This window comes from Phenylobacterium sp., assembly GCF_046290725.1.
Taxonomy (GTDB): Bacteria; Pseudomonadota; Alphaproteobacteria; order Caulobacterales; family Caulobacteraceae; genus Phenylobacterium.
In genome coordinates, this window is record NZ_JBKBUH010000001.1 from 1506711 (window position 1) to 1529162 (window position 22452).

General features: G+C 71.4%; 18 protein-coding genes and 1 tRNA gene. 8 read left to right on the forward strand and 11 right to left on the reverse strand.

Annotated elements, in window-relative coordinates; translation table 11 throughout:
* Window positions 1-55 precede the first annotated feature (55 nt).
* Window positions 56-400, forward strand: a complete 345-nt coding sequence (locus ACK41C_RS07945) for a P-II family nitrogen regulator (protein WP_409652492.1) — start codon at window positions 56-58, stop codon at window positions 398-400.
* Between the two features lie 3 nt (window positions 401-403).
* Here the strand turns inward: ACK41C_RS07945 and ACK41C_RS07950 are convergent, their stop codons facing one another.
* Both ACK41C_RS07950 and ACK41C_RS07955 read right to left on the reverse strand, forming a co-directional pair.
* Window positions 404-1723, reverse strand: a complete 1320-nt coding sequence (locus tag ACK41C_RS07950; RefSeq protein WP_409652495.1) for a hypothetical protein — start codon at window positions 1721-1723, stop codon at window positions 404-406.
* A gap of 15 nt (window positions 1724-1738) precedes the next feature.
* The gene (locus tag ACK41C_RS07955) at window positions 1739-2080 is read right to left on the reverse strand and encodes a helix-turn-helix domain-containing protein (RefSeq protein ID WP_409652497.1); all 342 of its coding nucleotides are present in this window, start codon (window positions 2078-2080) and stop codon (window positions 1739-1741) included.
* 179 nt (window positions 2081-2259) lie between these two features.
* Between ACK41C_RS07955 and ACK41C_RS07960 the strand changes: the two genes are divergently transcribed.
* Window positions 2260-5367, forward strand: a complete 3108-nt coding sequence (locus tag ACK41C_RS07960) for an autotransporter domain-containing protein (RefSeq protein WP_409652500.1) — start codon at window positions 2260-2262, stop codon at window positions 5365-5367.
* Between the two features lie 12 nt (window positions 5368-5379).
* The gene (locus ACK41C_RS07965; protein ID WP_409652502.1) at window positions 5380-5655 is read left to right on the forward strand and encodes a hypothetical protein; all 276 of its coding nucleotides are present in this window, start codon (window positions 5380-5382) and stop codon (window positions 5653-5655) included.
* 360 nt (window positions 5656-6015) lie between these two features.
* Here ACK41C_RS07965 and ACK41C_RS07970 read toward each other — a convergent pair.
* The 3 genes from ACK41C_RS07970 to ACK41C_RS07980 form a co-directional block, all read right to left on the reverse strand.
* Window positions 6016-6092, reverse strand: a tRNA-Arg gene (locus ACK41C_RS07970).
* A gap of 97 nt (window positions 6093-6189) precedes the next feature.
* A complete protein-coding gene (locus ACK41C_RS07975; protein ID WP_409652505.1) occupies window positions 6190-7443 on the reverse strand; it encodes a hypothetical protein in 1254 nt (417 codons plus the stop codon).
* An 86-nt stretch (window positions 7444-7529) separates the two neighbouring features.
* On the reverse strand, window positions 7530-8567 hold the full coding sequence (locus tag ACK41C_RS07980) for a P1 family peptidase (protein WP_409652508.1): 1038 nt from the start codon (window positions 8565-8567) through the stop codon (window positions 7530-7532).
* An 88-nt stretch (window positions 8568-8655) separates the two neighbouring features.
* Here ACK41C_RS07980 and ggt point away from each other — a divergent pair, with 88 nt between their 5' ends.
* Window positions 8656-10359, forward strand: coding sequence for a gamma-glutamyltransferase (gene ggt, locus ACK41C_RS07985; RefSeq protein ID WP_409652511.1), 1704 nt, complete (start codon window positions 8656-8658; stop codon window positions 10357-10359).
* A gap of 3 nt (window positions 10360-10362) precedes the next feature.
* Here the strand turns inward: ggt and ACK41C_RS07990 are convergent, their stop codons facing one another.
* The 4 genes from ACK41C_RS07990 to ACK41C_RS08005 all read right to left on the reverse strand — a co-directional run bounded on the left by ACK41C_RS07990 (window position 10363) and on the right by ACK41C_RS08005 (window position 13808).
* Complete coding sequence (locus tag ACK41C_RS07990; RefSeq protein ID WP_409652514.1) at window positions 10363-11853, reverse strand: ATP-binding protein; 1491 nt, start codon at window positions 11851-11853, stop codon at window positions 10363-10365.
* A 77-nt stretch (window positions 11854-11930) separates the two neighbouring features.
* Complete coding sequence (locus ACK41C_RS07995) at window positions 11931-12974, reverse strand: quinone-dependent dihydroorotate dehydrogenase (RefSeq protein WP_409652517.1); 1044 nt, start codon at window positions 12972-12974, stop codon at window positions 11931-11933.
* Window positions 12971-13312 carry a DUF952 domain-containing protein gene (locus tag ACK41C_RS08000; protein WP_409652520.1) on the reverse strand — a complete coding sequence of 114 codons (342 nt, stop codon included), beginning with the start codon at window positions 13310-13312 and terminating at the stop codon, window positions 12971-12973. Before ACK41C_RS08000 ends, ACK41C_RS07995 begins: the two co-directional genes overlap by 4 nt.
* 4 nt (window positions 13313-13316) lie before the next feature.
* Window positions 13317-13808 (reverse strand): SixA phosphatase family protein, encoded by a 492-nt coding sequence (locus ACK41C_RS08005; RefSeq protein WP_409652522.1) that lies wholly within the window; start codon window positions 13806-13808, stop codon window positions 13317-13319.
* A gap of 92 nt (window positions 13809-13900) precedes the next feature.
* Between ACK41C_RS08005 and ACK41C_RS08010 the strand changes: the two genes are divergently transcribed.
* Both ACK41C_RS08010 and metW read left to right on the forward strand, forming a co-directional pair.
* Window positions 13901-15052, forward strand: a complete 1152-nt coding sequence (locus ACK41C_RS08010) for a homoserine O-acetyltransferase (RefSeq protein ID WP_409652526.1) — start codon at window positions 13901-13903, stop codon at window positions 15050-15052.
* A complete protein-coding gene (gene metW, locus ACK41C_RS08015; RefSeq protein ID WP_409652529.1) occupies window positions 15049-15714 on the forward strand; it encodes a methionine biosynthesis protein MetW in 666 nt (221 codons plus the stop codon). Before ACK41C_RS08010 ends, metW begins: the two co-directional genes overlap by 4 nt.
* Here the strand turns inward: metW and cueR are convergent.
* Together cueR and ACK41C_RS08025 are read right to left on the reverse strand one after the other, a co-directional pair.
* Window positions 15711-16109 (reverse strand): Cu(I)-responsive transcriptional regulator, encoded by a 399-nt coding sequence (gene cueR / locus ACK41C_RS08020; protein ID WP_409652531.1) that lies wholly within the window; start codon window positions 16107-16109, stop codon window positions 15711-15713. The genes metW and cueR overlap by 4 nt on opposite strands.
* Before the next feature lie 11 nt (window positions 16110-16120).
* Entirely contained in the window at window positions 16121-18634 is a 2514-nt protein-coding gene (locus tag ACK41C_RS08025) for a heavy metal translocating P-type ATPase (protein ID WP_409652533.1), read from the reverse strand.
* A 139-nt stretch (window positions 18635-18773) separates the two neighbouring features.
* On the opposite strand from ACK41C_RS08025, the gene ACK41C_RS08030 reads away from it, so the two are divergent.
* Together ACK41C_RS08030 and ACK41C_RS08035 are read left to right on the forward strand one after the other, a co-directional pair.
* Window positions 18774-19847, forward strand: a complete 1074-nt coding sequence (locus ACK41C_RS08030; RefSeq protein ID WP_409652535.1) for an MBL fold metallo-hydrolase — start codon at window positions 18774-18776, stop codon at window positions 19845-19847.
* A 109-nt stretch (window positions 19848-19956) separates the two neighbouring features.
* The gene (locus tag ACK41C_RS08035) at window positions 19957-22311 is read left to right on the forward strand and encodes a transketolase (protein WP_409652537.1); all 2355 of its coding nucleotides are present in this window, start codon (window positions 19957-19959) and stop codon (window positions 22309-22311) included.
* The last annotated feature ends 141 nt before the right edge of the window (window positions 22312-22452 follow it).

A 22452-nucleotide genomic window follows, 5' to 3' on the forward strand; every position in this document is an offset into this window, starting at 1 on the left:
GCGGAACGCCCTAGCCTCGCCGTGGATTTTGCTTACGCAGTCTCGGAGCAGCGCCATGAAGATGATCGTCGCCGTGATCAAGCCCAGCCGTCTCGACGCGGTCCTGGAGGCCGTCACCGAGGCCGGGGCTTCGGGGCTGACGGTGACCGAGGTGCGCGGCTATGGCCGTCAGCGCGGCAAGACCGAGGTCTATCGCGGGGCCGAGTACGAGGTGAAGCTGCTGCCCAAGGTGAAGCTGGAGATCGCCGTCCCCAGCGACATCGTGAATGCGGTGGTGGAGGCCGTGGCCCGAACGGCCAACACGGGCAAGATCGGCGACGGCAAGATCTTCGTGCTGGACCTGGAACAGGCGATGCGGATCCGCACGGGCGATCGCGACGCCGCCGCCATCGCGGGGTAGGGCTCAGCTCAGCAGGAACGATCCGTCCGGCGTCTCGCTCGCTGCGGCGTGCGGGCCGCCCAGGCCCGGCGGCGTGCGGCCGAACACGCCGGCCAGAAAGATGTGGCCGTCGGCGACGCCGTCGCCGTCCAGATCCACCCACACCTGCGTGCCCGTGAGCGTGCCGGAAGGGCTGAAGCCCTGGGTGTTCGGCGGCAGAGTCAGGGTCTGGTTCTCCGCCACCCGGGTGACGGTGGCGCCTCCTCGCTCGAATACGAACCGGTCGCCGTGCTCTTCCCGGAAGTCGAGGATGACGCCCAGCAGGCTCCCGTTCGGGGGCGGGCGCCCATGGAAGACGAAGGTGTCGGCGCCGTCTCCGCCCTGGGCGACGACGTCGTGGCTCATCAGGATGACGTCGTCGCCTTCGCCGCCGTCGAGGACGTCGAACTCGCCCTCCGGCGCGCCGCCGCCGTCCAGGGTGTCGGCGCCGGCGCCGCCCAGCAGCACGTCCGCGCCTTCGCCGCCGGCCAGGCTGTCGTCGCCGCCGCCGCCGTGCAGTATGTCGCGGCCGGACCCGCCCTGCAGCGTATCGGCGCCCTCGGTCCCGTAGATCACGCGTCCGGCGTCCGGCGCCGCTTCGGCCGTCGCGGCCGCGGTCAACTCGATCTCTGGGATGTCGTAGGCTGCCGCTAGCTCGCCGTCCTCACCGCGAGTGGCCAGCGCCTCGTCGGTAGGCGCGGCCGCAGGACCGTCGTCGGAAGGCGCCGCCGTCTCCATCGGGGCGGCGTGGCGCGTGGCGGGATCGCCGTGGTGAGCGGCCAGCAGGTCGGGCCGGCCCGCCTCGGCCGCATCGTGCGGTTCCGGCGGCGCGACGGGGCTCGCGCCCTCGGCTTCGGCCTCCGCCAGGGGCGGCGTATCGGCCGCGGCGGCCTCGGATTCCTGGATGTCGTAGATGAAGGCGACCGCCAGGGCGAGGGCGATCACCGAATGGGCCTGCCGGTGGCTCAGCGGCACCACGACCTCTTCCCGGGGATCGCGCCACGCCGCGCCCAGCAGTCGGTCGCAGGCGCCCCACAGGGTCTCGCCTTCCTCCACGGCGTCGGCCGCCGCGTCATGAATCACGAATTGCCCGTCGATCCGGGCGACGTGGATCAGAATCTCCTCGTTCTCGTCCTTGATCGCGCACCAGGGATCGCCTGCGTCGCTGACGCCGCAGACCGCCTCCACCTTGCCGCCGTACTGGGCGGCCAGCCGCTCGGCCAGGTCCGCCAGCCGCGCGCGTTCGGCGGCGGTCCAACCGCCTCCGACAGACGCCTTCGGCGTGAACGGCACGACGTTGGTCATACGAGAGCCGGACCCCTAACCCCGTCCCGCCTGGCGTGCGCGCGGCGCATCCTCGGCGGCGTCCCCGAACAGGAGCCGGTGCAGCTCCGGCTCATAATATCTCAGCAAGGTGCGTGCGAATTGGGCCGGATCATGGCCGACCGCCGCCGCCCAGGCGCCCTGGGCCTCGATGGGCACCCGTCCAAGCCCGCTCTCCACCTGCGAGACGAAGGTGTAATAGCGCAAGCCCACCTGCTCGGCCAGTTCGGCCTGGGTCAGGCCCGCGGCCTCGCGCGCGGCCTTCAGCCAGCGGCCGGCTTCCTGGCGCAACCCCTTGGTGACCGCGGCCTTCGCCGGATCCGCCGCGCTTCTGGGCATGATCTCATACTCCTTCGCCTGTTCTCGGCGCCGACGCCGCCAAGCCATCTTGCGGCGCCGGGGGCGGGTATGTACAGTAAGAACGAAACAAATAATTACGCGACGTATAAGCCCTAGTCGTCACCATATCAGGCGGTGGGCGGCGCTGCGCGTCCATTCTTTCGGAGTCCGGAGCGACCATGTCCCTTCGCCACGTCCTGCTCGCCGCCGCCTCCCCCTTTTGCCTCGCGGCGGGGGCGGCTCACGCCGAGACCGTCATCTCCACAACCACCACGACGCCGGTCGCGACCGCGACGGTCGGCGACAGCATCCGGGTCTCGAGCGACGGGGCGGTCAACCCGACCTCGGCCGGAGCGGCGATCACCCTGAACTCGAACCACAGCGTGAACCTCGAGGGGACGATCAAGATCCAGGACGTCAACGACGCCACGGGGATCCTGGCGGTGGGCGGCGCGACCGGGGACGTACGCCTTTCCGGCACGATCACCATCGATGAATCCACCGAGATCAAGGATTCTGACGGCGATGGCGACAACGACGGGCCCTTCGCCACCGGGGCGCGGCGGTTCGGCGTGCGGATCGTGGGGCCGGGCGCTTTCGACGGCTCGGTGATCCAGACGGGCGGCTCGATCGGGATCGAAGGCAACGATTCGGCCGGGATCTCGGCCGAGACGGCGGTGGTCGGCGCCATCCGGGCCGGCGGCGCCGTCGCCGTGACGGGCGACCGCAGCTACGGCGTGCACGCGGCGAGCACGGTGGGCGGCGACATCCTCATCACCGGCGCAGTCACCGCCCAGGGCGCCGACTCCGTGGCCGTCGCCACCGACGACGACGTGGGCGGGCGGCTGGTGTTGGGTTCGGCCATCACCGCCACAGGCTTCCGCTACACCAGCCGGCCGAGCGACACCTCCAAGCTTGACGCCGACGACCTGCTGATCGGCGGGCCGGCCGTCCGGGTGCGCGGCGATGTGGCCGGCGGGATCGTGGTCTCCAAGCCGCCGGCGGATCTCGACCCGGACAACGACGACGAGGACGGCGACGGCGTGGCCGACGCGTCGCAGGCCACCGGCTCGGTGACCTCCATCGGCTCGGCGCCTGCAATCCTGGTGGGATCCGACAGCCGCGACGTGCGGATCGGGATCGGCGGAACCGGCGTCGACGCCGTGGGGCTGAACATCAAGGGCTCGGTGCAGGGTTCGGGCGTCTATGACGGCGTCACGGCCACGGCGATCCAGCTCGGCGGTCTCGGCGGCGAGGTGCGGGTGGACGGCGGGGTGCGGGTGACCGGCTCGGTGACGGCCACCGCGGTGAAGGCCGGCGCCACGGCGATCCGCTTCGGCGCGGGGGCCTCCACGCCCGCCTTCGTGAACGCGGACGGAACCATCCAGGCCGCGGCGACCGCCAGCGACGCCGTCGATGTCCGCGCGATTCAGCTCGACGCCGGCGCCTCCCTGACCACCCTCTACAATTCCGGCGCGATCACCGCCTCGATCACCGGGGCGAAGGGGAACGCGACGGCGATCCTCGACGCTTCGGGCTCCCTGCGTGACATCGTCAACGCCCGCACCATCTCCGCCGGCTTCACCTCCTCGGACGAGATCACCGGCCGGGCGGTGGCGCTCGACCTGCGCGCCAACACCGACGGCGTCACCGTCCGCCAGGTGGCCAACGCCAGCGACGAGGTGACGCCGGCCATCGTCGGCGACGTGCTGTTCGGATCGGGCTCGGCGCGCCTGGAGCTGACCGCCGGCACGCTGACCGGCGCGGTGGCCTTCGGCTCGGGCGCCGATCTGCTGATCATCGACGGCGGCGCCAAGATGACCGGCGCCCTGACCGACGCGGGCGGCGGACTCGCCGTCTCCATGGGCAAGGGCCGGCTGACCGCCACCAACGCCGAGACGGTCAATCTGACCAGCCTGGGCCTGGGAGCGGAGAGCGAGGTGGTCTTCACCGCCGACCCGTCTGGCGGCAAATCGACCCGCTTCGACGTCTCCGGGACTGCCGACATCGCCTCAGGCGCCAAGCTCGGCCTGCGGTTCGCCTCCAAGCTGGAAGACCCTGCGAGCTTCACCCTGGTGAAGGCCGGAACCCTGAACGCCGGAACCCTGGACCAGGGCCTGGTGGGCGAGACGCCCTGGCTTTACAAGGCCGAGCTCCGGGTCGATTCCGCCCAGAACGCCGTCGTCGCCGACGTTCGCCGGCGCACCACGACCGAAATGGGCTTGAACGCGGCCGAGGCTTCGGCCTTCGACGCGGTCTACGCCAACTTCGACCGCGACGCCGGCGTGCGCGACGCCCTGCTGGCCAAGACCGACGAGGCGAGCTTCGCCGCCCTCTACGACCAGTTCCTGCCCGACTATCACGGCGGGCTGTTCCACGCTCTGGCCGCCGCCTCGGAAGCCGCGGGCCGGGCCGTGGACGAGGAGCAGCCGCTGCTCTCGCGCGACGGCCTGCGGGTCTGGACCCAGGAGATCGCCTTCCTGGTGCGGCGCGATCTCGCCCGGTCGGCCAAGTACGACGCCGACGGCTTCGGCCTCGCCGGCGGGGTGGAGGCGCCCGACACCAGCCTGGGCACGCTCGGCCTCCTGACCAGCTTCGCCAACGTCAATGTGGACGAGAGCGGCGCCTCTGCAGCCGAATCCCTGACCGGGTCGGTCTTCTCCGCCGGCGTCTACTGGCGGGAGAACGCTGGCGCCTTCCAGGCCAGCCTGTCGATGACCGGCGGTTACGCCTGGCTGAAGAGCAAGCGGACGCTCGTCGACGTCGACGCCGGGGTCCAGCGCGAGGCGAAGTCCGATTGGAATGGGGCGACCTTCTCCGCCCGGGGAAGCCTGGGCTACACCCTCAGCGCCGGATCGTTCTACGTCCGGCCCAACGTGGTCGCCGACTACTTCCTGTTCAAGGAGGACGGCCGCACCGAACGGGGCGGCGGCGAGGCCATGAACCTCGTCATCGAGGATCGCTCGAGCTCCCAACTTGCCGCCTTCGCCGGCCTGACGTTCGGCGCCCGCTTCGGCGAGGAGAGCGCCTGGGTCTGGGTTCCCGAACTCACGGCCGGATGGCGGCAGGTGTCCGGCGACGGAGCGGACGTCACGACCGCCCGCTTCGTCGCCGGAGGCCCCTCATTCACCCTGGCGGCGCCGGAACTCTCGGGCGGCGGCGGCGTTGTGCGCCTCGCCCTGCGCGGCCAGGGCCGGTACTTCGACTTCGCCGTCGAGGCCGGGGGCGAGATGCGGGACGACTACGAAGTCTATGACGGGCGCCTGGTGGCGCGGTTCCTGTTCTAGGGGAGGCTCGGGATGACCCTTGTCGCGGTCGGATTCCTGGCGATCGCAGTGGCCCTGGTCGGCTTCGCCCGCCGGGTGGCCGGCCGCCCGCCGCTCTGGCGCGCCAAGGCGGCGCTGGGCGGGGCGGCGGGATGCGTGGTCGCCGCCATCGTCCTGATCGCCGTCGATCCCACGCTGATGGCCGACAGCCCGATCCTCTACATCGCCGCCTTCGGCATGTTCGAAGGCGGCCTGGCCCTCATCAGCCTCATCGCCGCCGCCGGCTGGTCCGCGCCGCGCTGGCTGTAGGCGGGGGGCTGGAGACGTGTTGCGCGAGCGTAAGCAGCGCTCGCGTACGATAAGGGAATCGGAAACCGGGGGCGACGGCCGCTTCGTCAGGACTGCTCGGGCTCATTGAAGATGGGACGGGCCTAAACGCCTGTGTCCTCGTACTTCCTGGCTCTGGTGCGGGCCTTACCCGCTCAAATGCGGCGGGGCGCTTGGCACGCTGGTCGCGCGCGGGCGCCAGCTCACGACCCAGTTGCACCATCAAAGACAACTGCGGAATAGACTCACGCAAAATCCCTCCGCGGCCTTGGGAAGAAGGGCCTCAGGGCGTGGATAGATGGAGCCGATCACCACGCAACATACTATTTCTAAAGGGGAAAATGGCGCGCCCGGAACGATTCGAACGTCCGACCCTCAGATTCGTAGTCTGATGCTCTATCCAGCTGAGCTACGGGCGCGCACCGCCTTGCGGCGAGGGCGCGGAACCTAGTCGGGGATCGGGCGGAGCGCAAGCCGGTGCGCGAGGATTTTTCGCACGGCGCGCCCGTCGCGGCGTCAGGTTCCTGGCCGGCGGCCGCCGAGGACGCCGCGCAGGATGGCGCCGCCGACGCTCGGCTGCTGGGGTTGGCGCGCCGCGGGGTCGTCCTCGGTCGAGGCGTCGCCCATGCCGGGCATGTCCATGCCAAGGATCCCGCCGGTGGCGGACCTGTAGCGGACCTTGACCTCCCACTCGATGTTCCAGGGCGTCTTCGGATCCGCCGGGCGCGGCGGATAGGAGATGTTGTGCTCTCCGCCATAGGCGGCGAGCTGGATCATGGCGTTGGGGGCGGCCTGGACCATTTCCCGCGGGATGGCGCAGCTGGTCGTGGCCGGCGCCATCAGGGCCTTAGAGGCGACCAGCCGTTCGATGTCGCCGTTGGACAGGTACTCCGGCAGGGCGAAGGCCGAGCCTTGGATCTCCGAGGAGGTCCACATGGCCACCGTGTCGTTGTCGCCGCCGCCGATGGCGGTCGCCATATAGCCGCGGGCGTTGGGAAGGGCGTTCCAGGCGAGCTGGCCGGCGCCCGTGCGCCCCACCTCGTTGCGGGTCAGGTTCAAGGCGCCCAGGAAGTCCTGGTTCTGGGCCAGGGCGAACCGGATCTCGGGGGCGTAGTTGCCTCGGACGGCGTGGTCGCCCACCAGGGACCCGGCGGCGGGCACCTGGGTGCGGGTGCGCTCGTTGGGCCATTCGCCATAGGTGGCGTTGCGCGAGGGGGAGGGCGGCTGGTGCGGCGTGACGCCGAAGCCGCGGCTCAAGGCCTCCATCCCTGCGGGCGCCCGGCCGGCCGCCAATTGGGCGAAGTCTATGACCAGCGGCTGGCCGGGGCCGGCCCGCTCGCCGCAGCCCCAGAAGATCAGCATCCGGCCGCGCGGCTTCTGGAAATCGCGGGGGATCGGCTCGCGATCCTCCTCCACCGGCTGGCGCGGTTGGGCCCTGGGGGTCAACAGCGGTAGGGAGGTTCCGGTGCGCAGAGCCGCCGGCGGCAGGTGCTCGGCGGCGGGTTCGCCCGCCGGCTTACGCGAGGAGCCGAGCTGCAGGGTCAGAGTCTTGGAGACGTTCGAGCCCCCGCCCATGATCGCGCCCATCATAGCGCCCATGTTCGGCCGTCCGCCGCCGCCCATCATCCCAGCCCCGAAGCCGGTGTTCGTCTGAGCGCTCATCCAGTAGGTCGCCACTGGGCCCGTCACCTGCTGGCGCTGTTGCGCATCGGCGGAGCCCGCCACCACTGCAGCGCCCGCGACCAGCGCCGTCGTCCTCGCCCACGCCATCGGTCGATCTCCTGGATCCTGAATACCGATATCCTAGCTTCTACTCCCCCTGCTGCATTTGACCAAAGTCGTCACGACCGGCCGCCCTACGGCTCGACGGGCAGGTCGCGCCAGGCGCGCGCCCCCGGCCAGGCCGCAGCTTCATAGACCCCGCGCGCCACGGCTCTGGCCAAACAGTCGGCGGCCAGGGCGCCGATCCGGGCGACGGCGAACTCCGCCGGCGCAGGCAGGGGGCGCCGGCCGGTCGAGAGGGCGAAGACCACGTCGCCGTCGAAGGGAGCGTGGACGGGCCGGATCGCGCGGGCCAGGCCGTCCTGGGCCATCACCGCCACGCGGCGGGCCTGGGCGGGCGTGAGGGCGGCGTCGGTGGCCACGCAGGCGATGGTGGTGTTGGTCCGGGGCGCGGCCTCGCGCTTGGCCGGGCCCCAATCCTCCGGCGCGGCGCGCAGGCGCCCGGCGCCCAGGCCGCCGAACTCCTCGCCGATCTCGTACGGCGCGGCCCAGAAGGCCCGGCCGCCGGGCGCCACCACCGAGCCCCAGGAATTGACGCAGGCGAGCGCGCCGACCGTCAGGCCGTCATGCGCGACCACAGAGGCCGAGCCGGTTCCGCCCTTCAGGCTTCCGGCCATGGCGCCGAATCCCGCGCCGGCGGTTCCGAGATCGAAATCCGGACCGGCCGCGGCGGCAGCCTCCCGGCCCAGGCGACGATAGGGCGGATCCTCGCCCCAGGCGGCCTTATCCCCGCCGTTGGCGAGATCGTAGAGGATCGCCGCCGGCACGACCGGCGAGGGCGGCACGCCGGGCAGGTTCACCAAGCCGAAGCCGCGCCCCTGAGCCCCCAACCAGGCGACGACCCCGTCGGCGGCGGCCAGGCCATAGACCGAGCCGCCGGACAGCACCACGGCGTCGACCGCATCGACGAGGTTCTCGGCCGCCAGGGCGTCGGTCTCGCGCGTGCCCGGGCCGCCGCCGCGCACGTCGCAGGCCGCCACCGCGCGCGCGTCCGGCAGGATCACGGTGACGCCGGTCCGCATGGCGGGATCCTGCGCCTGGCCGACCTTCAGGCCCGGCACGTCGGTGATCAGATTGCGCGCGCCGGGCGCAGCCTTCGGGAAATCACTCATCGCCAAAGGCAAAGCACGGCTTGGCGATTGTTGTCCACGCGCAGGCCGATATGGTGCGCGCCGTCGTCAAGCTTTCATCGAGGCGCCTGTGTTGCCGTTCCGATCCGCCGTCCTTGCCTTCGCCCTGTTCGCCGCCGCCTGCAGCTCCGTCCCCCGGGCGGAAGACGCCGCCGCCGCTCCCGGCCCGCGGGCCATGGTCGCCTCGGCCAACCCGCATGCCACGGAGGCGGGGCTCGAGGTCCTGCGGCGTGGCGGCTCGGCGGTGGATGCGGCCGTGGCCGTGCAGGCGGTGCTGGGCCTGACCGAGCCGCAGAGCTCCGGCCTCGGCGGCGGCGCCTTCCTCACCTATTACGACGCCAAGAGCCGCAAGGTCGTCGCCTATAACGGCCGCGAGACGGCGCCCGCGGGCGCGACGCCTGACATGTTCCTGGACGAGAGCGGCAAGCCCATCGGCTTCCTGCAGGCGGTGACTTCGGGCCGGGCCACCGGCGCGCCGGGCGCGGTCGCCATGCTGGCCCTGGCCCAGGCGGAGCACGGCAAGCTGGCCTGGAAGGACCTGTTCGGCTCGGCCGAGCGCCTCGCCGACGAAGGGTTCGTGGTCAGCCCGCGCCTCGCCGGCATGATCAACGGCGCGATCCCGCAGGCGAAGACGCCGGACGCCACGGCCTACTTCACGAAGGCCGACGGAACCCGTTACGCCGCTGGCGACGTGTTGAAGAACCCGGCCTACGCCGCGACGGTGCGCAAGATCGCCGCCGAGGGACCGAAGGCGATTCTCGAGGGATCCATCGCCGAGGCCATCGTCGCCAAGGTGGCTCAAGGGCCGCTGCCGGGCGCCCTGTCCCTGGCCGACCTGAAGGCCTACCGCCCGAAGGTCGGGCCCGCCGTTTGCCGCCCCTATCGGATCTATGTGGTCTGCGTCCCCGATGGGCCGTCCAGCGGCGCGGCGGTGCTGCAGGGGCTGGGGCTGCTGGAGCGGACCGACATCGCCGAGCGCGGCCCGGCCGATCCCCAGGCCTGGTTCCTGTTCGCCCAGGCCAGCCGCCTGATGTATGCCGACCGCGACCGCTATTTCGGCGATCCAGACTTCGTGGACGTGCCGGTGGAAGGGCTGCTCGAGCCGGCCTATCTGGACGCGCGGGTGAAGCTGATCGGCGAGCGCGCCGGCCCGGCCCCGCCCCCCGGCGCGCCGCGCGGCGCCGGCGTGCGCGCGCCGGACGCCACCCGGGAGCCGGCCGGCACCTCGCATTTCGTGGTGGTGGACGCCGCCGGCAACGTGGTCTCCATGACCACCACGGTGGAGAGCATCTTCGGGTCCGGCCGCATGGCGGGCGGCTTCTTCCTGAACAACCAGATGACCGACTTCTCGTTCACCCCGACCACCTCCGACGGGGTTCCGGCCGCCAACGCCGTGGCGCCGGGCAAGCGCCCTCGTTCATCCATGTCGCCTGCCATCGTGCTGGACCGCCAGGGCCGTTTCGTCGCGGCCGTCGGCTCCCCGGGCGGCAATTCGATCCTGGCCTACAACCTGAAGGCCCTGGTGGGCGTGCTGGACTGGAAGCTTTCGATGCAGGAGGCGATCGCCCTGCCGAACCTGATCGCCCGCGGCGATAACATCGCCGCCGAGCCGGCGAAGTTCGCGCCCGGCGTTGTGGACGCCCTGGCCGAGAAGGGGATCGTCTTCCGCGGCTCCGGCGGCGAAGGCTCGGGCCTGCACGGAGTGATGGCGACGCCGGAGGGGCTCCAGGGCGGGGCCGATCCCCGCCGCGAGGGTGTGGCGGCCGGATTCTGACGTTCAGGCCGCCTGCGGACTGGCGCGTCGTCGCCGCGGCGCCTTGAGCGGCGGCGGCGCGCCGGGCAGGAAAAGAGCGAAGATCGAGCCCCTCGGCCCGGTCTCCACCAGCTCCAGATCGCCGCCATGGCCCAGGGCGAGCTCGCGGGCGATGGCCAGGCCCAGCCCCGCCCCGCCCGGCCGGCTGGAGCCGGCGAAAGGCTGGAACAGCCGCTCGCGCGCCCGCTCGGGAACCCCAGGGCCGTCGTCGGCCAGGCGAATCACCGAAGCGCCGTCCACCTGGGTGAGAGAGGCGGTCACCTGGCCGCCCGAGCGTCCGGCCTGTTGCTCCACGGCCTCGCGGGCGTTGCGCATCAGATTGACCAGGATTCGGTGCAGCTGGTCCGGATCGGCCGTCACCTGTGCGAGGGGCCCGACCGAGGAGACCAGGCGCACGCCTTCGGCCGACAGCCTCGCCTCCTCCGCTGCAGCTTGGAGCGCGGGCGCGAGGGGGAAGGTCTTCAGGTCCGGCGCCGGCTCCTGGGTCTTGCCGTAGGTCAGGACGTCGGAGGCCAGCTTCACCGCCCGGTCCAGCGCCCGTTCCAGACGCGGCATGGCTTCGCGCACCTTAGGGTCCTTGAGAGCGGCCAGCCGCTCCGACGCGATCTGGGCGCTGGTCAGCATATTGCGCAGGTCGTGGTTGATCTTGGCCACCGCTTCGCCAAGCGCCGCCAAGCGCGCGCGGGAAGCCAGGGCGGCACGCAGCTCCGACTGCATCCTGTCGAGCTCGGCCTCGGCCCGCCCGATCTCGTCCCGACGACCGGAGGGCTGGATACGGGCGGAAAGGTCGTCCGGATCGGCGGCGAACCGCTCCATGGACCGCGTGATTCGCTGCATCGGCCGGACGAGGAAGTAGTTCAGCGAGACATAGACCAGAAAGCCTGCAAAGCCCGCCACGAAAGCCATGACCAGCAACAGCCGCCAGAGATAGCGGCGCAGCTCTTCCCGCAGCTCGGTGTCCGGCGCCACGACCTCGATGAACTCGGCTTCGTAGAAGCGGGGCTCGGCCACCACCCGGACCATCCGGTCCTCGCCGGACCCGAAGAGGGTCTGGAACGGCGCCGAAAGCCAGGAAACCGCGGAGTGATCGCGCAGATCGACCAGATAGGGCGTGCGTTCGAGCCGCGGGCCCGGCACCTTCAGGAAGCGGTTGCCGTCCTTCTGGATCGCCACCCACTGCACGCCGGCGCCTTCGCGCAGCTGGGCGGCCAGCTGTTCGCTCATCACCTGGTTCGGATCGACGTCTGTGGCCATGGAGGCGAGTTCCGCCGCGCGGACCCGGTCCAGCAGCCACTGCTCTTCGAACGCCGCCAAGGTCGGCGGCAGGGCCAGAAGACCAGCGCCGGCGACGAAGAACGTGGTGAGGATCAGCAGGCGCGCCGAAAGGCCGCCGGGCCAGAAGAAGCGGCGCGCGGGCTGCCGTGTGGGCTCCTGCGGCGAGGAGGCGTCCGCCATACTCCTCCCGTTAAGGCGCCTGCGCCGCTTCGGCAACGCGACGTCCGGCGGCAGGGGTCGATTTCCCCTTCACCGCCTCAGCCTGCACCCACCGCGGCGGCCACGGAAGCGAAGCCGTCGGCGCGCAGACGGGCGGCGAGGTCGCGCTTGATCCGGGTCACCAGGCCCGGCCCTTCGAACACCAGCGCGGAATAGAGCTGCACCGCGCTGGCTCCGGCGCGGATGCGGGCATAGGCGTCGGCGCCGGATTCTATGCCGCCGGCGCCGATCAGGGCCGTGCGGCCGCCGGCCGCCGCATGGAACCGGGCCATCATCTCCGCGGCCAGGGGCTTCAGAGGGGCGCCGGAAAGGCCGCCGGCCTCGCCGGCGTGGCGCGAACGCAAGGCCGGGCGCGAGATCGTGGTGTTGGAGACGATGATTCCGGATAGGCCGTGGGCGATCACGGTCTCGACGATCGCCTCGACCTCTCCGTCCTCAAGGTCGGGCGCGACCTTCAGGAACATCGGGACGCGGCCTTCCGCCGGCAGGGCGTCGCGGGTCTCGGCCAATCTGCCCAGCAGCTCCTCCAGAGCCGCGCGGGTCTGCAGCGCGCGCAGCCCCGGCGTATTGGGCGAGGAGATGTTGATCGTGAAATAGGAGGCCAGCCCCCACAGCCGCTTCAGGCCCGTCACATAGTCGCCGATCCGGTCGGCCGCGTCTTTGTTGGCCCCGATATTAGCGCCGACCACGCCTGGGCCGCGCCGCGCCAGGCGGGCGGCGAAGGCCTCCAGGCCCTCGTTGTTGAAGCCCATGCGGTTGATCACCGCCCGGTCTTCCGAAAGCCGGAACAGCCGCGGGCGCGGGTTGCCCGCCTGGGGCAGAGGCGTGACGGTGCCGCATTCCACAAAGCCGAAGCCTGCGCCCAGCATCGGGCCGAAGGCCTCGGCGTTCTTGTCGAAGCCGGCGGCCAGGCCGATGCAGTTGGGCAGGGCCAGCCCCGCCACCTCCGTCGCCAGGATCGGATCGTCGCCGCCCCCGCGCGGGCCGAGCCCCAGGGCCAGGGCCCGAACGGTCAGCTTATGGGCCTCCTCCGGGTCCAGGGTGTGAAGGGCGCGGGCGGCCAGGTCATGCAGGGCGCTCACGTGAGGTCTCCCAGGCGCGGAACGCCGTCTTCGCCCAGCGGCGCCTCGGCGACCCCGCGCACGGCCGCCACCGGCAAGGGGGCGTAGAGGTGCGGGAAAAGATCGCCCCCGCGCGAAGGCTCCCACTTCAGGGCCGGCCCCAGGTCGTCGGCCTCCACCTCCAGCACCAATAGATCGGGTCGCCCCGCAAAGTGGCGGCGGGCGGTCTCGGGCGCCTGGGCGGCGGTGGAGAAGTGGATGAAGCCGTCAGCCCGGTCGACGGCGGAGCCTTCGAAAGCGCCGGCCGCCTGCGCCGCCGCCCATTCGGCGCGGCTCAGGATCTTGTAGATGCGCCCCACGCCGTCAGCCCCGCGGGAAGAAGAGGCCGTCATAGGCCGGCCGGCCCACGGCGTCGAACAGGAAGACCGCGGCGGCCGCGGTGGGAAAGGCTCCGTGCGCCTTGGCGCGCAGCGCCGGCGGAGCGCCGCCTTCCGCCAGCAGCCGGATGGTCAGCTCCTGCAGGCCCGGATTGTGGCCGACCACCATGACGTTTCGCGAGATCTCTCCCGCCGCCTCGGCGGCACGGCGTACGACGCGCTCCTCGGCGTGGTAGAGTTCAGGCTCCCATCGCGCCTGGGCGCCGGGAAAGGCTGGGGCGCAGGCCTCCCAAGTCTCGCGGGTCCGGACGGCGGGCGAAACCAGCACTAGGTCGGGAACCAGGCCGAGGTCGGCGAGAGTCTGGGCCATCTCGGCCGATTCGCGGCGGCCGCGGCCGGTCAGCTTGCGGTCGAAGTCCTGCCCGCTCTCGGAATCCCGCTCGGCCTTGCCGTGCCTCAACAAGATCAGACGTTCCATGCTCTCTCCGCCGCGCCCGCCGTGTCATAGCCGCACCGGGCCGCCAAGCGAAGCGGTTGACATGCAAAGAGCGAGGCGGTCCAAGGCGCGCCATGACCGCGGTCGAGATCCCGACGAGCGAGACCGGCGGCGGGACGCAACGCTTTCCCGCCGACCAGCCGCTGCGCCTGGATTCCGGCGCGCTGCTGAGCCCGCTGGAGATCGCCTACAAGACCTATGGCCGGCTCAATGCGGAGAAGTCGAACGCCGTTCTCGTCTGCCACGCCCTGACGGGCGACCAGCATCTGGCCTCGACCCATCCGACGACGGGCAAGCCGGGCTGGTGGAGCCGGTTCGTCGGCCCGGGCCTGCCGCTCGACCCGGAGCGCCATTTCATCATCTGCACCAATGTGATCGGCGGTTGCATGGGCTCGACCGGCCCCGGCTCCATCGACCCGACCACCGGCCGGCCCTACGGCCTGTCTTTCCCGGTGATCACCATCGCCGACATGGTGCGCGCCCAGGCCATGCTGATCGAGGCGCTCGGCATCGAGACCCTGTTCGCCGTCGTGGGCGGATCGATGGGCGGGATGCAGGTGCTGCAGTGGGCGGCGGACTATCCGGAGAAGCTGTTCTCGGCGGTCTGCATCGCTGCGGCCGCGCGTCATTCGGCCCAGAACATCGCCTTCCACGAGGTCGGCCGCCAGGCGATCATGGCCGACCCCGACTGGCGCGGCGGGGCCTACGACCTCTACGGCGTCAAGCCCGAGAAGGGGCTGGCGGTGGCGCGGATGGCCGCGCACATCACCTATCTCTCCGAGCCGGCCCTGCAGCGGAAGTTCGGCCGCGAGCTGCAGCGCGACGGCCTCTCCTGGGGCTTCGACGCCGACTTCCAGGTGGAGAGCTATCTGCGCCACCAGGGGGCCAGCTTCGTCGACCGGTTCGACGCCAACTCCTACCTCTACATCACTCGCGCCCTCGACTATTTCGACCTGGCGGCGGGCTATGGCGGCGTCCTGGCCGAAGCCTTCCGCCGGGCGCGGCACGTGCGCTTCTGCGTGCTCTCCTTTTCCTCCGATTGGCTCTATTCGACCGCCGAGAGCCGCGACATCGTCCGCGCCCTCAACGCCGCCGGCTGCCGCGCCAGCTTCGCCGAGATCACCACGGACAAGGGCCACGACGCCTTCTTCCTGGACGAACCGGCCCTGGACTCGGCGCTGCGCGGCTTCCTGTCCGCCGCGGCGGAACGGCGGGGGATCGCTTGAAGCCGCTGCGGGAAGACTTTCGTGAGATCCTGCGCCTGGTGCGGCCGGGCGCGCGGGTGCTCGACGTCGGCTGCGGCGAGGGCGAGCTTCTCGAACTGCTGACGAAGGAGAAGGAGGTCGACGGCCAGGGGCTGGAGCTCTCGGCCGAGGGCGTGGCCGCCTGCCTCGCGCGCGGCCTGGCGGTGGTCCAGGGCGACGCCGACCGCGATCTCGACCACTTCCCCAGCCGCGCCTTCGACTACGCCATTCTGTCGAAGACCCTGCAGCAGGTGCGCGATCCCCGTCGCGTGCTGGACGAACTGCTCCGCATCGCCGACCGGGCGGTGGTCTCCTTGCCGAACTTCGGCCACTGGCGGGTGCGCTGGGCGCTGCTCACCACCGGGCGGATGCCGGAGACCCAGGCCCTGCCAGAGCCCTGGTGGTCGACACCGAACATCCACCTCTGCACCTTGCGCGACTTCACCGCCCTCTGCGACGATCTGGGCCTGAGGATCGACGCCTGCGTAGCACTTGCGCCCGGAAAATCGGCGCGCCCCGCCGACCCGTCGCGGCCGATCGAGAACTGGCGGGCCGAGACGGCGCTGTTCCTGCTCTCGCGCAAGGCCGAGCCGGAGACTCCTGCGGCCCCGCCGGCCAGCGATCTCTTCGGCGAGACTCCTTAGGCCGGCGCTTCGCCCGTCAGGTCCGCCAGGATCGGGCAATCGGGGCGGTCGTCGCCGGCGCAGCAATGGGCCAGGTGGCGCAGGGTGTCGGCCATGGCCTGCATCTCGGCGATCCGGGCGTCCAGCTCGGCCAGGTGCTTCTCGGCGATGGCCTTGACCTCGCGGCTGGGGCGTTCGCGATCCCGCCAGAGCGAGAGCAGGCGCGTAATCTCCGGCACCGAGAAGCCCAGGCTGCGGGCGCGTTTGATGAACTTCAGCTCGTTGACCTGGCGAGCGTCGTATTCGCGATAGTTCGAATCCGTGCGGTTGGCCGGGCGCACCAGGCCGATCTCATCGTAGTAGCGGATCATCTTGGCCGAGACGCCGGTGGCGCGGGCGGCCTGTCCGATGTTCATGGCGGGCTCCTTCAGGCGTAGGCGGGGCGAAGCTTGCCGGCCCGGGGCCTGTGATTGACCTGGCGAACCTTGAAGCCGCGCAGGCGCAGGGCGTTGGCGACCACGCTGACGCTGGAGAGCGCCATGGCCGCCGCCGCCGCCATGGGCGAGAGCTGCAGGCCGAAGGCGGGATAGAGCAGCCCGGCGGCGACCGGGATCAGCAGCACATTGTAGCCGAACGCCCAGGCGAGGTTCTGGCGGATGTTGGTCATCACCGCGCGGCTCAGGACGATCCCCGAAGCGACCGGACGCAGGTCCTCGCCGATCAGCACGACCTGGGCGCTCTCGATGGCGATGTCGGAGCCGGCGCCGACCGCGACGCCCACGTCGGCGGCGGCCAGAGCCGGGGCGTCGTTGATCCCGTCGCCGACGAAGGCGACGGCGCCGTAGCGGGCTCTCAACGCCTCCAGCGCCGCCACCTTGCCTTCGGGCAGCACCTCGGCGGCGATGTCGTCGAGGCCGAGCCGCGCGGCGACGGCTTCCGCCGTCCGCCGGTTGTCGCCGGTGATCATGGCGAGCTTCACCCCGGCCGCGTGCAGCGCCGCCAGGGCCTCGGCGGTGGTGGCCTTCACCGGATCGGCCACCGCCAGAACGGCGGCCAGGCGCCCGTCCACAGCGGCGTAGATCGGGGTCTTGCCTTCGCCGCCCAGGCGCTCGGCTTCGGCGGCCAGGGGCGCGGCCGAAATCCCACGGCTCTCCAGGAAGCGGCCGGAGCCCACCAGAACCTCGCGCCCCTCCACGCGCCCCCGGGCGCCGAGGCCGGGTTCGGCCTGGAAGTCTTCGATCGGGGGCAGATCGAGACCCTGCTCGCGGGCGGCCTGCACCACCGCCTCGGCGATGGGATGCTCAGATCTCGCCTCCACGGCGGCGGCGAGGCGCAGGGCTTCATCCTCGGCGAAGCCCTCCACCGGCTCGAGATCGGTCAAGCCGGGCCGGCCCTGGGTGAGGGTGCCGGTCTTGTCGAAGGCGACCACCTTCACCTGGCCGAGCGCCTGCAGGGCGCCGCCCTGGCGGAACAGCACCCCAAGCTCGGCCGCGCGACCGGTTCCCACCATGATCGAGGTCGGCGTCGCCAGCCCCATGGCGCAGGGGCAGGCGATGATCAGCACCGCCACGGCGTTGACCAGCGCGAAGCTGAGGGCGGGCGAAGGGCCGAAGAGGAACCAGATCCCGAAGGTCGCCAGGGCCGTGGCGATCACCGCCGGCACGAACCAGGCGGTGACCTTGTCCACCAGCGCCTGGATCGGCAGCTTGGATCCTTGAGCCGCCTCCACCATCCGCACGATCTGGGCCAGCACGGTGGCGGCGCCCACGCGCGTGGCGCGGAGGCGGAAGGCCCCCGTCTTGTTCAGCGTGCCGCCGGTCGCCTCGTCGCCCGGGCCCTTGCGCACCGGAACCGGTTCGCCGGTCAGCATGGACTCGTCCACGTAAGAAGCGCCGTCCAGCACCTCTCCATCCACGGGGATCCGTTCGCCGGGGCGGACCAGAACCACCTCGCCCACGGCGACCTCGCCGATGGGAACATCGACCTCCCGGCCCTCCCGCTCCACGCGGGCGGTCCGGGCCTGGAGGCTCAGGAGCCGGCGGATGGCCTGGCTGGTGCGGCCCTTGGCCTGGGCCTCCATCAACCGCCCGGCCAGGATCAGGGTCACGATCACGGCCGCGGCTTCGTAATAGACGTGGTTCGCCTCGGGCGGCAGCAGGCTCGGGGCGAAGGTGGCGACGGCGGAATAGGCGAAGGCCGCGCTGACGCCCAGCACCACCAGGGAGTTCATGTCCGGCGTCCGCCGCAGCAGATTGGGGACGCCCTTGCGATAGAAGCGCAGGCCCGGCCCGAAGAGCACCAGCGCCGCCAGGCCGAAGCTGATCAGCCGCCAAGGCTGCTCGCCCAGGCTCGCGGCCAGCCAGTGATGCGCGCCCGGCACGAAATGGCGCGCCATCTCCACCAGGAACAGGGGGGCGGACGCCGCCGCCGCGACGGCCAGCGCCTTTTTCAGCCCGGAGATCTCTGCAGCCCGCGCCCTCTGCTCCCGGTCCGCGTCTTCGGCGTCGGGCGCGCCCAGGGGCTCGGCCCCATAGCCGGCGGCCGCGACCGCCGCCGATAGGGTGGCGACGTCGACGACGCCTTCGAGCACCGTCACCTGGGCGGTTTCGCTCGCCAGGCTGACCTCGGCGCTCAGCACGCCGGGAACGGATCGCAGGGCGCGTTCTACGCGGGCTACGCATCCGGCGCAGGTCATGCCGCGGATCTTCAGGGCGATCGTGCGCTCCATCGGCCGGTAGCCGGCCGCTCGGATCGCCTCGGCGACGGGGGCGGCGCTCTCCCCCTCGGCCAGCTCCACGCGGGCGCGCTCTGCGGCCAGATTTACGGCGGCGCTCATCACGCCGGGCGTGGCGGCGATGGCGTTCTCGACCCGCCGCACGCAGCTGGCGCAGGTCATTCCCAGCACGGGAATTTCGATGGGGATCACCTTGGCGGCGGGCATGAGAGGCCTCCTGGCTTGTCGACGCCCGCCTCAGATGGACCTTCCCATGATGGGAAGGTCAAGACCCCCCCTTTTTTTGCGATCCGTTGCGCCTGACGAAAAATAATGGCATATATAATGCCAATACATGGGGGCGGCGGTGAAGCGGATTCTGATCGGTGTTCTCGTCGTTCTCGTTCTGACAGGCGCGGCGGCCATTCTCGCGCGCGGGGCGCTCGCCGAGGCGGCCATGAGCCGGCTCGTGGCGCGAAATCTCAGTTCCGACGTGATCGCCGAACTGCCGGACGGCCTGCACGCCTTCGTCTGCGGCTCGGGATCGCCGCTGGCGGACCCGGACCGCAGCGGCCCCTGTCTGGCGGTGATCGCCGGCGAGAGGCTCTATGTGGTCGACGCGGGGGAGGGGGCGGCCGAGACCCTGACCCTCGGGCGCCTTCCGCCGGCCCGGGTGGAGCGCGTCTTCCTCACCCATTTCCACTCCGATCACATCGACGGCCTGGGCGCGCTTGCGCTGCAGCGCTGGGCCGGCGGCGCGGCGAGCACGCCCTTGCCCCTCTCCGGCCCCGCGGGCGTCGAGCAGGTGGCCGAGGGGTTCAACCTCGCCTATGGACCAGACCGAGGCTATCGCGTCGCCCACCACGGCCCAGCCGTAGTTCCGCCGGAGGGATTCGGCCTGGCCGCCCAGCCTTTCTCACCGCCCCCGCCGGGACAGACCCTTACGGTCTTCGAAGCCGACGGGCTGCGGGTGACGGCCTTCGCCGTGGATCATTCGCCGGTCTCCCCCGCCGTCGGCTACCGTTTCGACTATAAGGGGCGCAGCATCGTGGTCAGCGGCGACACGGCGCGCTCGCCATCCCTGGCCGCAGCCGCCAAGGGCGCGGACCTCCTCGTGCACGAGGCGCTTTCGCCGCGTCTGGTCGGCCTCATGCAGAAGGCGGCTGTCGAGGCTGGCCGGCCGAACCTCGCCAAGGTATTCGCCGACATTCCGGACTATCATTCGACGCCCGGAGAGGCTGCGGACACCGCCCGGGCGGCGGGCGTCCAGGCGCTGCTGCTCACCCACCTCGTGCCGCCCTTGCGGATCGGAGCCCTGCGCGGACCGTTCCTGGACGGCGCCCGGCGACGCTTCGACGGCCAGCTCTGGATCGCCCGGGACGGGGATCTGGTGAGCTTGCCCGCCGACGGGCGGGAAATCCGGCGTCGCCGGTCGCGATAGGCCCGCGCCGGGGCAGAATCTGCCCCCTCCAGCTGCTGGATGAGGCCGTCTTTGCAAAGTCCTGCGGCGACGCCCATGATAGGTCGAGGGGATCAGACCGGACGATCCCATGCCGCCGCGCCCCCGCCTCGCCTCCATCGCCGAAGACCGCACCGTGGAGCACCTCGCCCGCCTCGACGAGCGCCTGCGCTGGCTGTCGGCCTGGACGATCCACAACGCCAACCATCTGCGCAACAGCCGGGACGGCCTGAAGGTGGGCGGGCACCAGGCCTCCTGCGCCTCGATGACCACCATTCTGGCGGCGCTCTATTTCCATGCGCTGCGGCCGCAGGATCGGGTGGCGGTCAAGCCGCACGCCAGCCCGGTCTTCCATGCGATCCAGTACCTGCTTGGCCGCCAGAGCCGCGACCAACTGGAGCGGTTTCGCGCTTTCGGCGGTGCCCAGTCCTATCCTTCCCGCACCAAGGACAAGGACGACGTCGACTTCTCCACCGGCTCGGTAGGGCTGGGGGTGGCGGTCACCGCCTTCGCCTCGCTCACCCAGGACTATCTGAAGGCCCACGGCTGGCTCGATCCGGCCCGCGAGGGGCGCATGGTGGCGACCCTCGGCGACGCCGAGCTCGACGAGGGCAACATCTACGAATGCCTGATCGAGGCCTATAAGCATGACATCCGCAATTGCTGGTGGATCGTCGACTACAATCGCCAGAGCCTGGATGCGACCACCGCGGACCGGATGTTCGACCGGTTCGACGACATCTTCGCCACCGCCGGATGGCGGGTGCTGGCCCTGAAATACGGCAAGGCCCAGCTCGCCGCCTTCGCCCGCCCGGGCGGCGAGCACCTGCGGGACTGGATCGACGCCTGCCCGAACGCCGACTATGCGGCGCTGACCTATCTCGGCGGCTGGCGCGAACGCCTGATGCGCGACATCGGCGACAAGCCCGGAGTCGCCGTCCTCTTGGCCGAATACGACGATGCGAGCCTGGCGGGCCTGATGACCGGCCTGGGCGGCCACTGTGTGGAGACCCTGCTGGAGGCCTTCGCCCAGGCCCAGGACGACACGCCCGCCCTGTTCATCGCCTATACGGTGAAGGGCTACGGCCTGCCGTTGGCCGGGCACAAGGACAACCACGCAGGCCTGATGACGCCGGGCCAGATCGAGGCGCTGCGCGAGGGCCTCGGCGTGCCGCAGGGGCAGGAGTGGGAGCCCTTCGCCGGCGTGCCGGAGACCGAAGCCCGCGCCCTGCAGGACTTCATCGAGGCTTCCCCCTTCGGCCAGCCGGCGCAGCGCCGCCACCGCGCCGAGCCCGTCCCCGTGCCGCCACGGGCGGCGTTTCCCGTTCCCGAGGGACGGGAGCAATCCACCCAGGCCGCCTTCGGGCGGATCCTGCTGGACCTCGCCAAGAGCGGCCATCCCATCGCCGGGCGCCTGGTGACCACCTCGCCGGACGTGACCGTCTCCACCAATCTCGGCGGCTTCGTGAACCAGCGCGGCCTCTTCCGCCGCCGAGAGACGCCCGACGTGTTCCGCGAGGCGAAGATTCCCTCGGCCCAGAAATGGGCCGGCGGCGCGGCGGGCCAGCACATCGAGCTCGGCATCGCCGAGCACAACCTGTTCCTGAACTTGGCGGCGCTCGGCCTGTCGGCGCCGCTGTGGGGCGAGCGGCTGTTGCCCATCGGTACGGTCTACGACCCGTTCATCGCCCGCGGCCTCGATGCGCTGAACTACGCCTGCTACCAGGACGCCCGCTTCATGCTGGTGGCCACGCCCTCGGGCCTGACGCTCGGCCCCGAAGGCGGGGCGCACCAGTCGATCCACACCCCGCTGATCGGGATCGGCCAGCCCAAGCTCACCTATTTCGAGCCCGCCTTCGTGGACGAGCTGGCCGAGGTCATGCGCTGGTCCTTCGAGCACATGCAGGACGAGGCGGAGGGCGGTTCGGTCTATCTGCGCCTGACCACGCGCACCATGGCCCAGGTCGAACGCGCCGACGACGCCTGGCGGGACGAAGCGCTGAAAGGCGCCTACTGGCTGAAGCCTCCGGGCCCCGGCTCCGAGGCCGCCATCGCCTTCTGCGGCGCCGTGGCGCCGGAGGTGTTGGTTGCCGCCGAGGCGCTGGCCGACGACATTCCCGGCCTGGGCGTGCTCAACGTCGTCTCGCCGGGCCTGCTGCACCGCGACTGGATGGCGGCGCAGCGCAGCCGTTGGCGCGATGGGGCGCCTCGCGCAGCCCATGCCGAAGAACTGCTCTCGGTGCTGGCGCCGGGCGCGGGCCTCGTGACGGTGATCGACGGATCGCCCGGCGCGCTCTCCTGGTTGGGCGGGGTCAAGGGGCAGCGCGTGGCGCCGCTGGGGCTGGACGCCTTCGGCCAGGTCGGCGACCTGCCGGACCTCTACGCCCACTATCGGCTGGACGTGGACGCCATCGTCGAGGCCTGCGCCGGCCTCTTCCTGCGATGAAATGACGCTGTCGCCCCTTGGTGGCGGCGGCAAGCGTCACTATCTGCGCGGAGCGGGCGGCCGAGGCCGCCTGCGTCCGGGCGCCGACGCATCGGGGGACGCGCCGCGAACCGGGCGTTCAGCACATGTTGGAGTGTCCCC

Excerpts from the sequence above, each read along its gene's own strand:
- ACK41C_RS07950 (WP_409652495.1), bottom strand. The coding sequence starts at position 1,723 with ATGACCAACGTCGTGCCGTTCACGCCGAAGGCGTCTGTCGGAGGCGGT.
- ACK41C_RS07990 (WP_409652514.1), bottom strand. The coding sequence starts at position 11,853 with ATGGCGGACGCCTCCTCGCCGCAGGAGCCCACACGGCAGCCCGCGCGC.
- ACK41C_RS08035 (WP_409652537.1), top strand. The coding sequence starts at position 19,957 with ATGCCGCCGCGCCCCCGCCTCGCCTCCATCGCCGAAGACCGCACCGTG.
- ACK41C_RS08010 (WP_409652526.1), top strand. The coding sequence starts at position 13,901 with ATGACCGCGGTCGAGATCCCGACGAGCGAGACCGGCGGCGGGACGCAA.
- ACK41C_RS07955 (WP_409652497.1), bottom strand. The coding sequence starts at position 2,080 with ATGCCCAGAAGCGCGGCGGATCCGGCGAAGGCCGCGGTCACCAAGGGG.
- ACK41C_RS07980 (WP_409652508.1), bottom strand. The coding sequence starts at position 8,567 with ATGAGTGATTTCCCGAAGGCTGCGCCCGGCGCGCGCAATCTGATCACC.
- ACK41C_RS07965 (WP_409652502.1), top strand. The coding sequence starts at position 5,380 with ATGACCCTTGTCGCGGTCGGATTCCTGGCGATCGCAGTGGCCCTGGTC.
- ACK41C_RS07945 (WP_409652492.1), top strand. The coding sequence starts at position 56 with ATGAAGATGATCGTCGCCGTGATCAAGCCCAGCCGTCTCGACGCGGTC.
- ACK41C_RS07975 (WP_409652505.1), bottom strand. The coding sequence starts at position 7,443 with ATGGCGTGGGCGAGGACGACGGCGCTGGTCGCGGGCGCTGCAGTGGTG.
- cueR (WP_409652531.1), bottom strand. The coding sequence starts at position 16,109 with ATGAACATCGGACAGGCCGCCCGCGCCACCGGCGTCTCGGCCAAGATG.
- ACK41C_RS07960 (WP_409652500.1), top strand. The coding sequence starts at position 2,260 with ATGTCCCTTCGCCACGTCCTGCTCGCCGCCGCCTCCCCCTTTTGCCTC.
- ACK41C_RS08005 (WP_409652522.1), bottom strand. The coding sequence starts at position 13,808 with ATGGAACGTCTGATCTTGTTGAGGCACGGCAAGGCCGAGCGGGATTCC.
- ACK41C_RS08025 (WP_409652533.1), bottom strand. The coding sequence starts at position 18,634 with ATGCCCGCCGCCAAGGTGATCCCCATCGAAATTCCCGTGCTGGGAATG.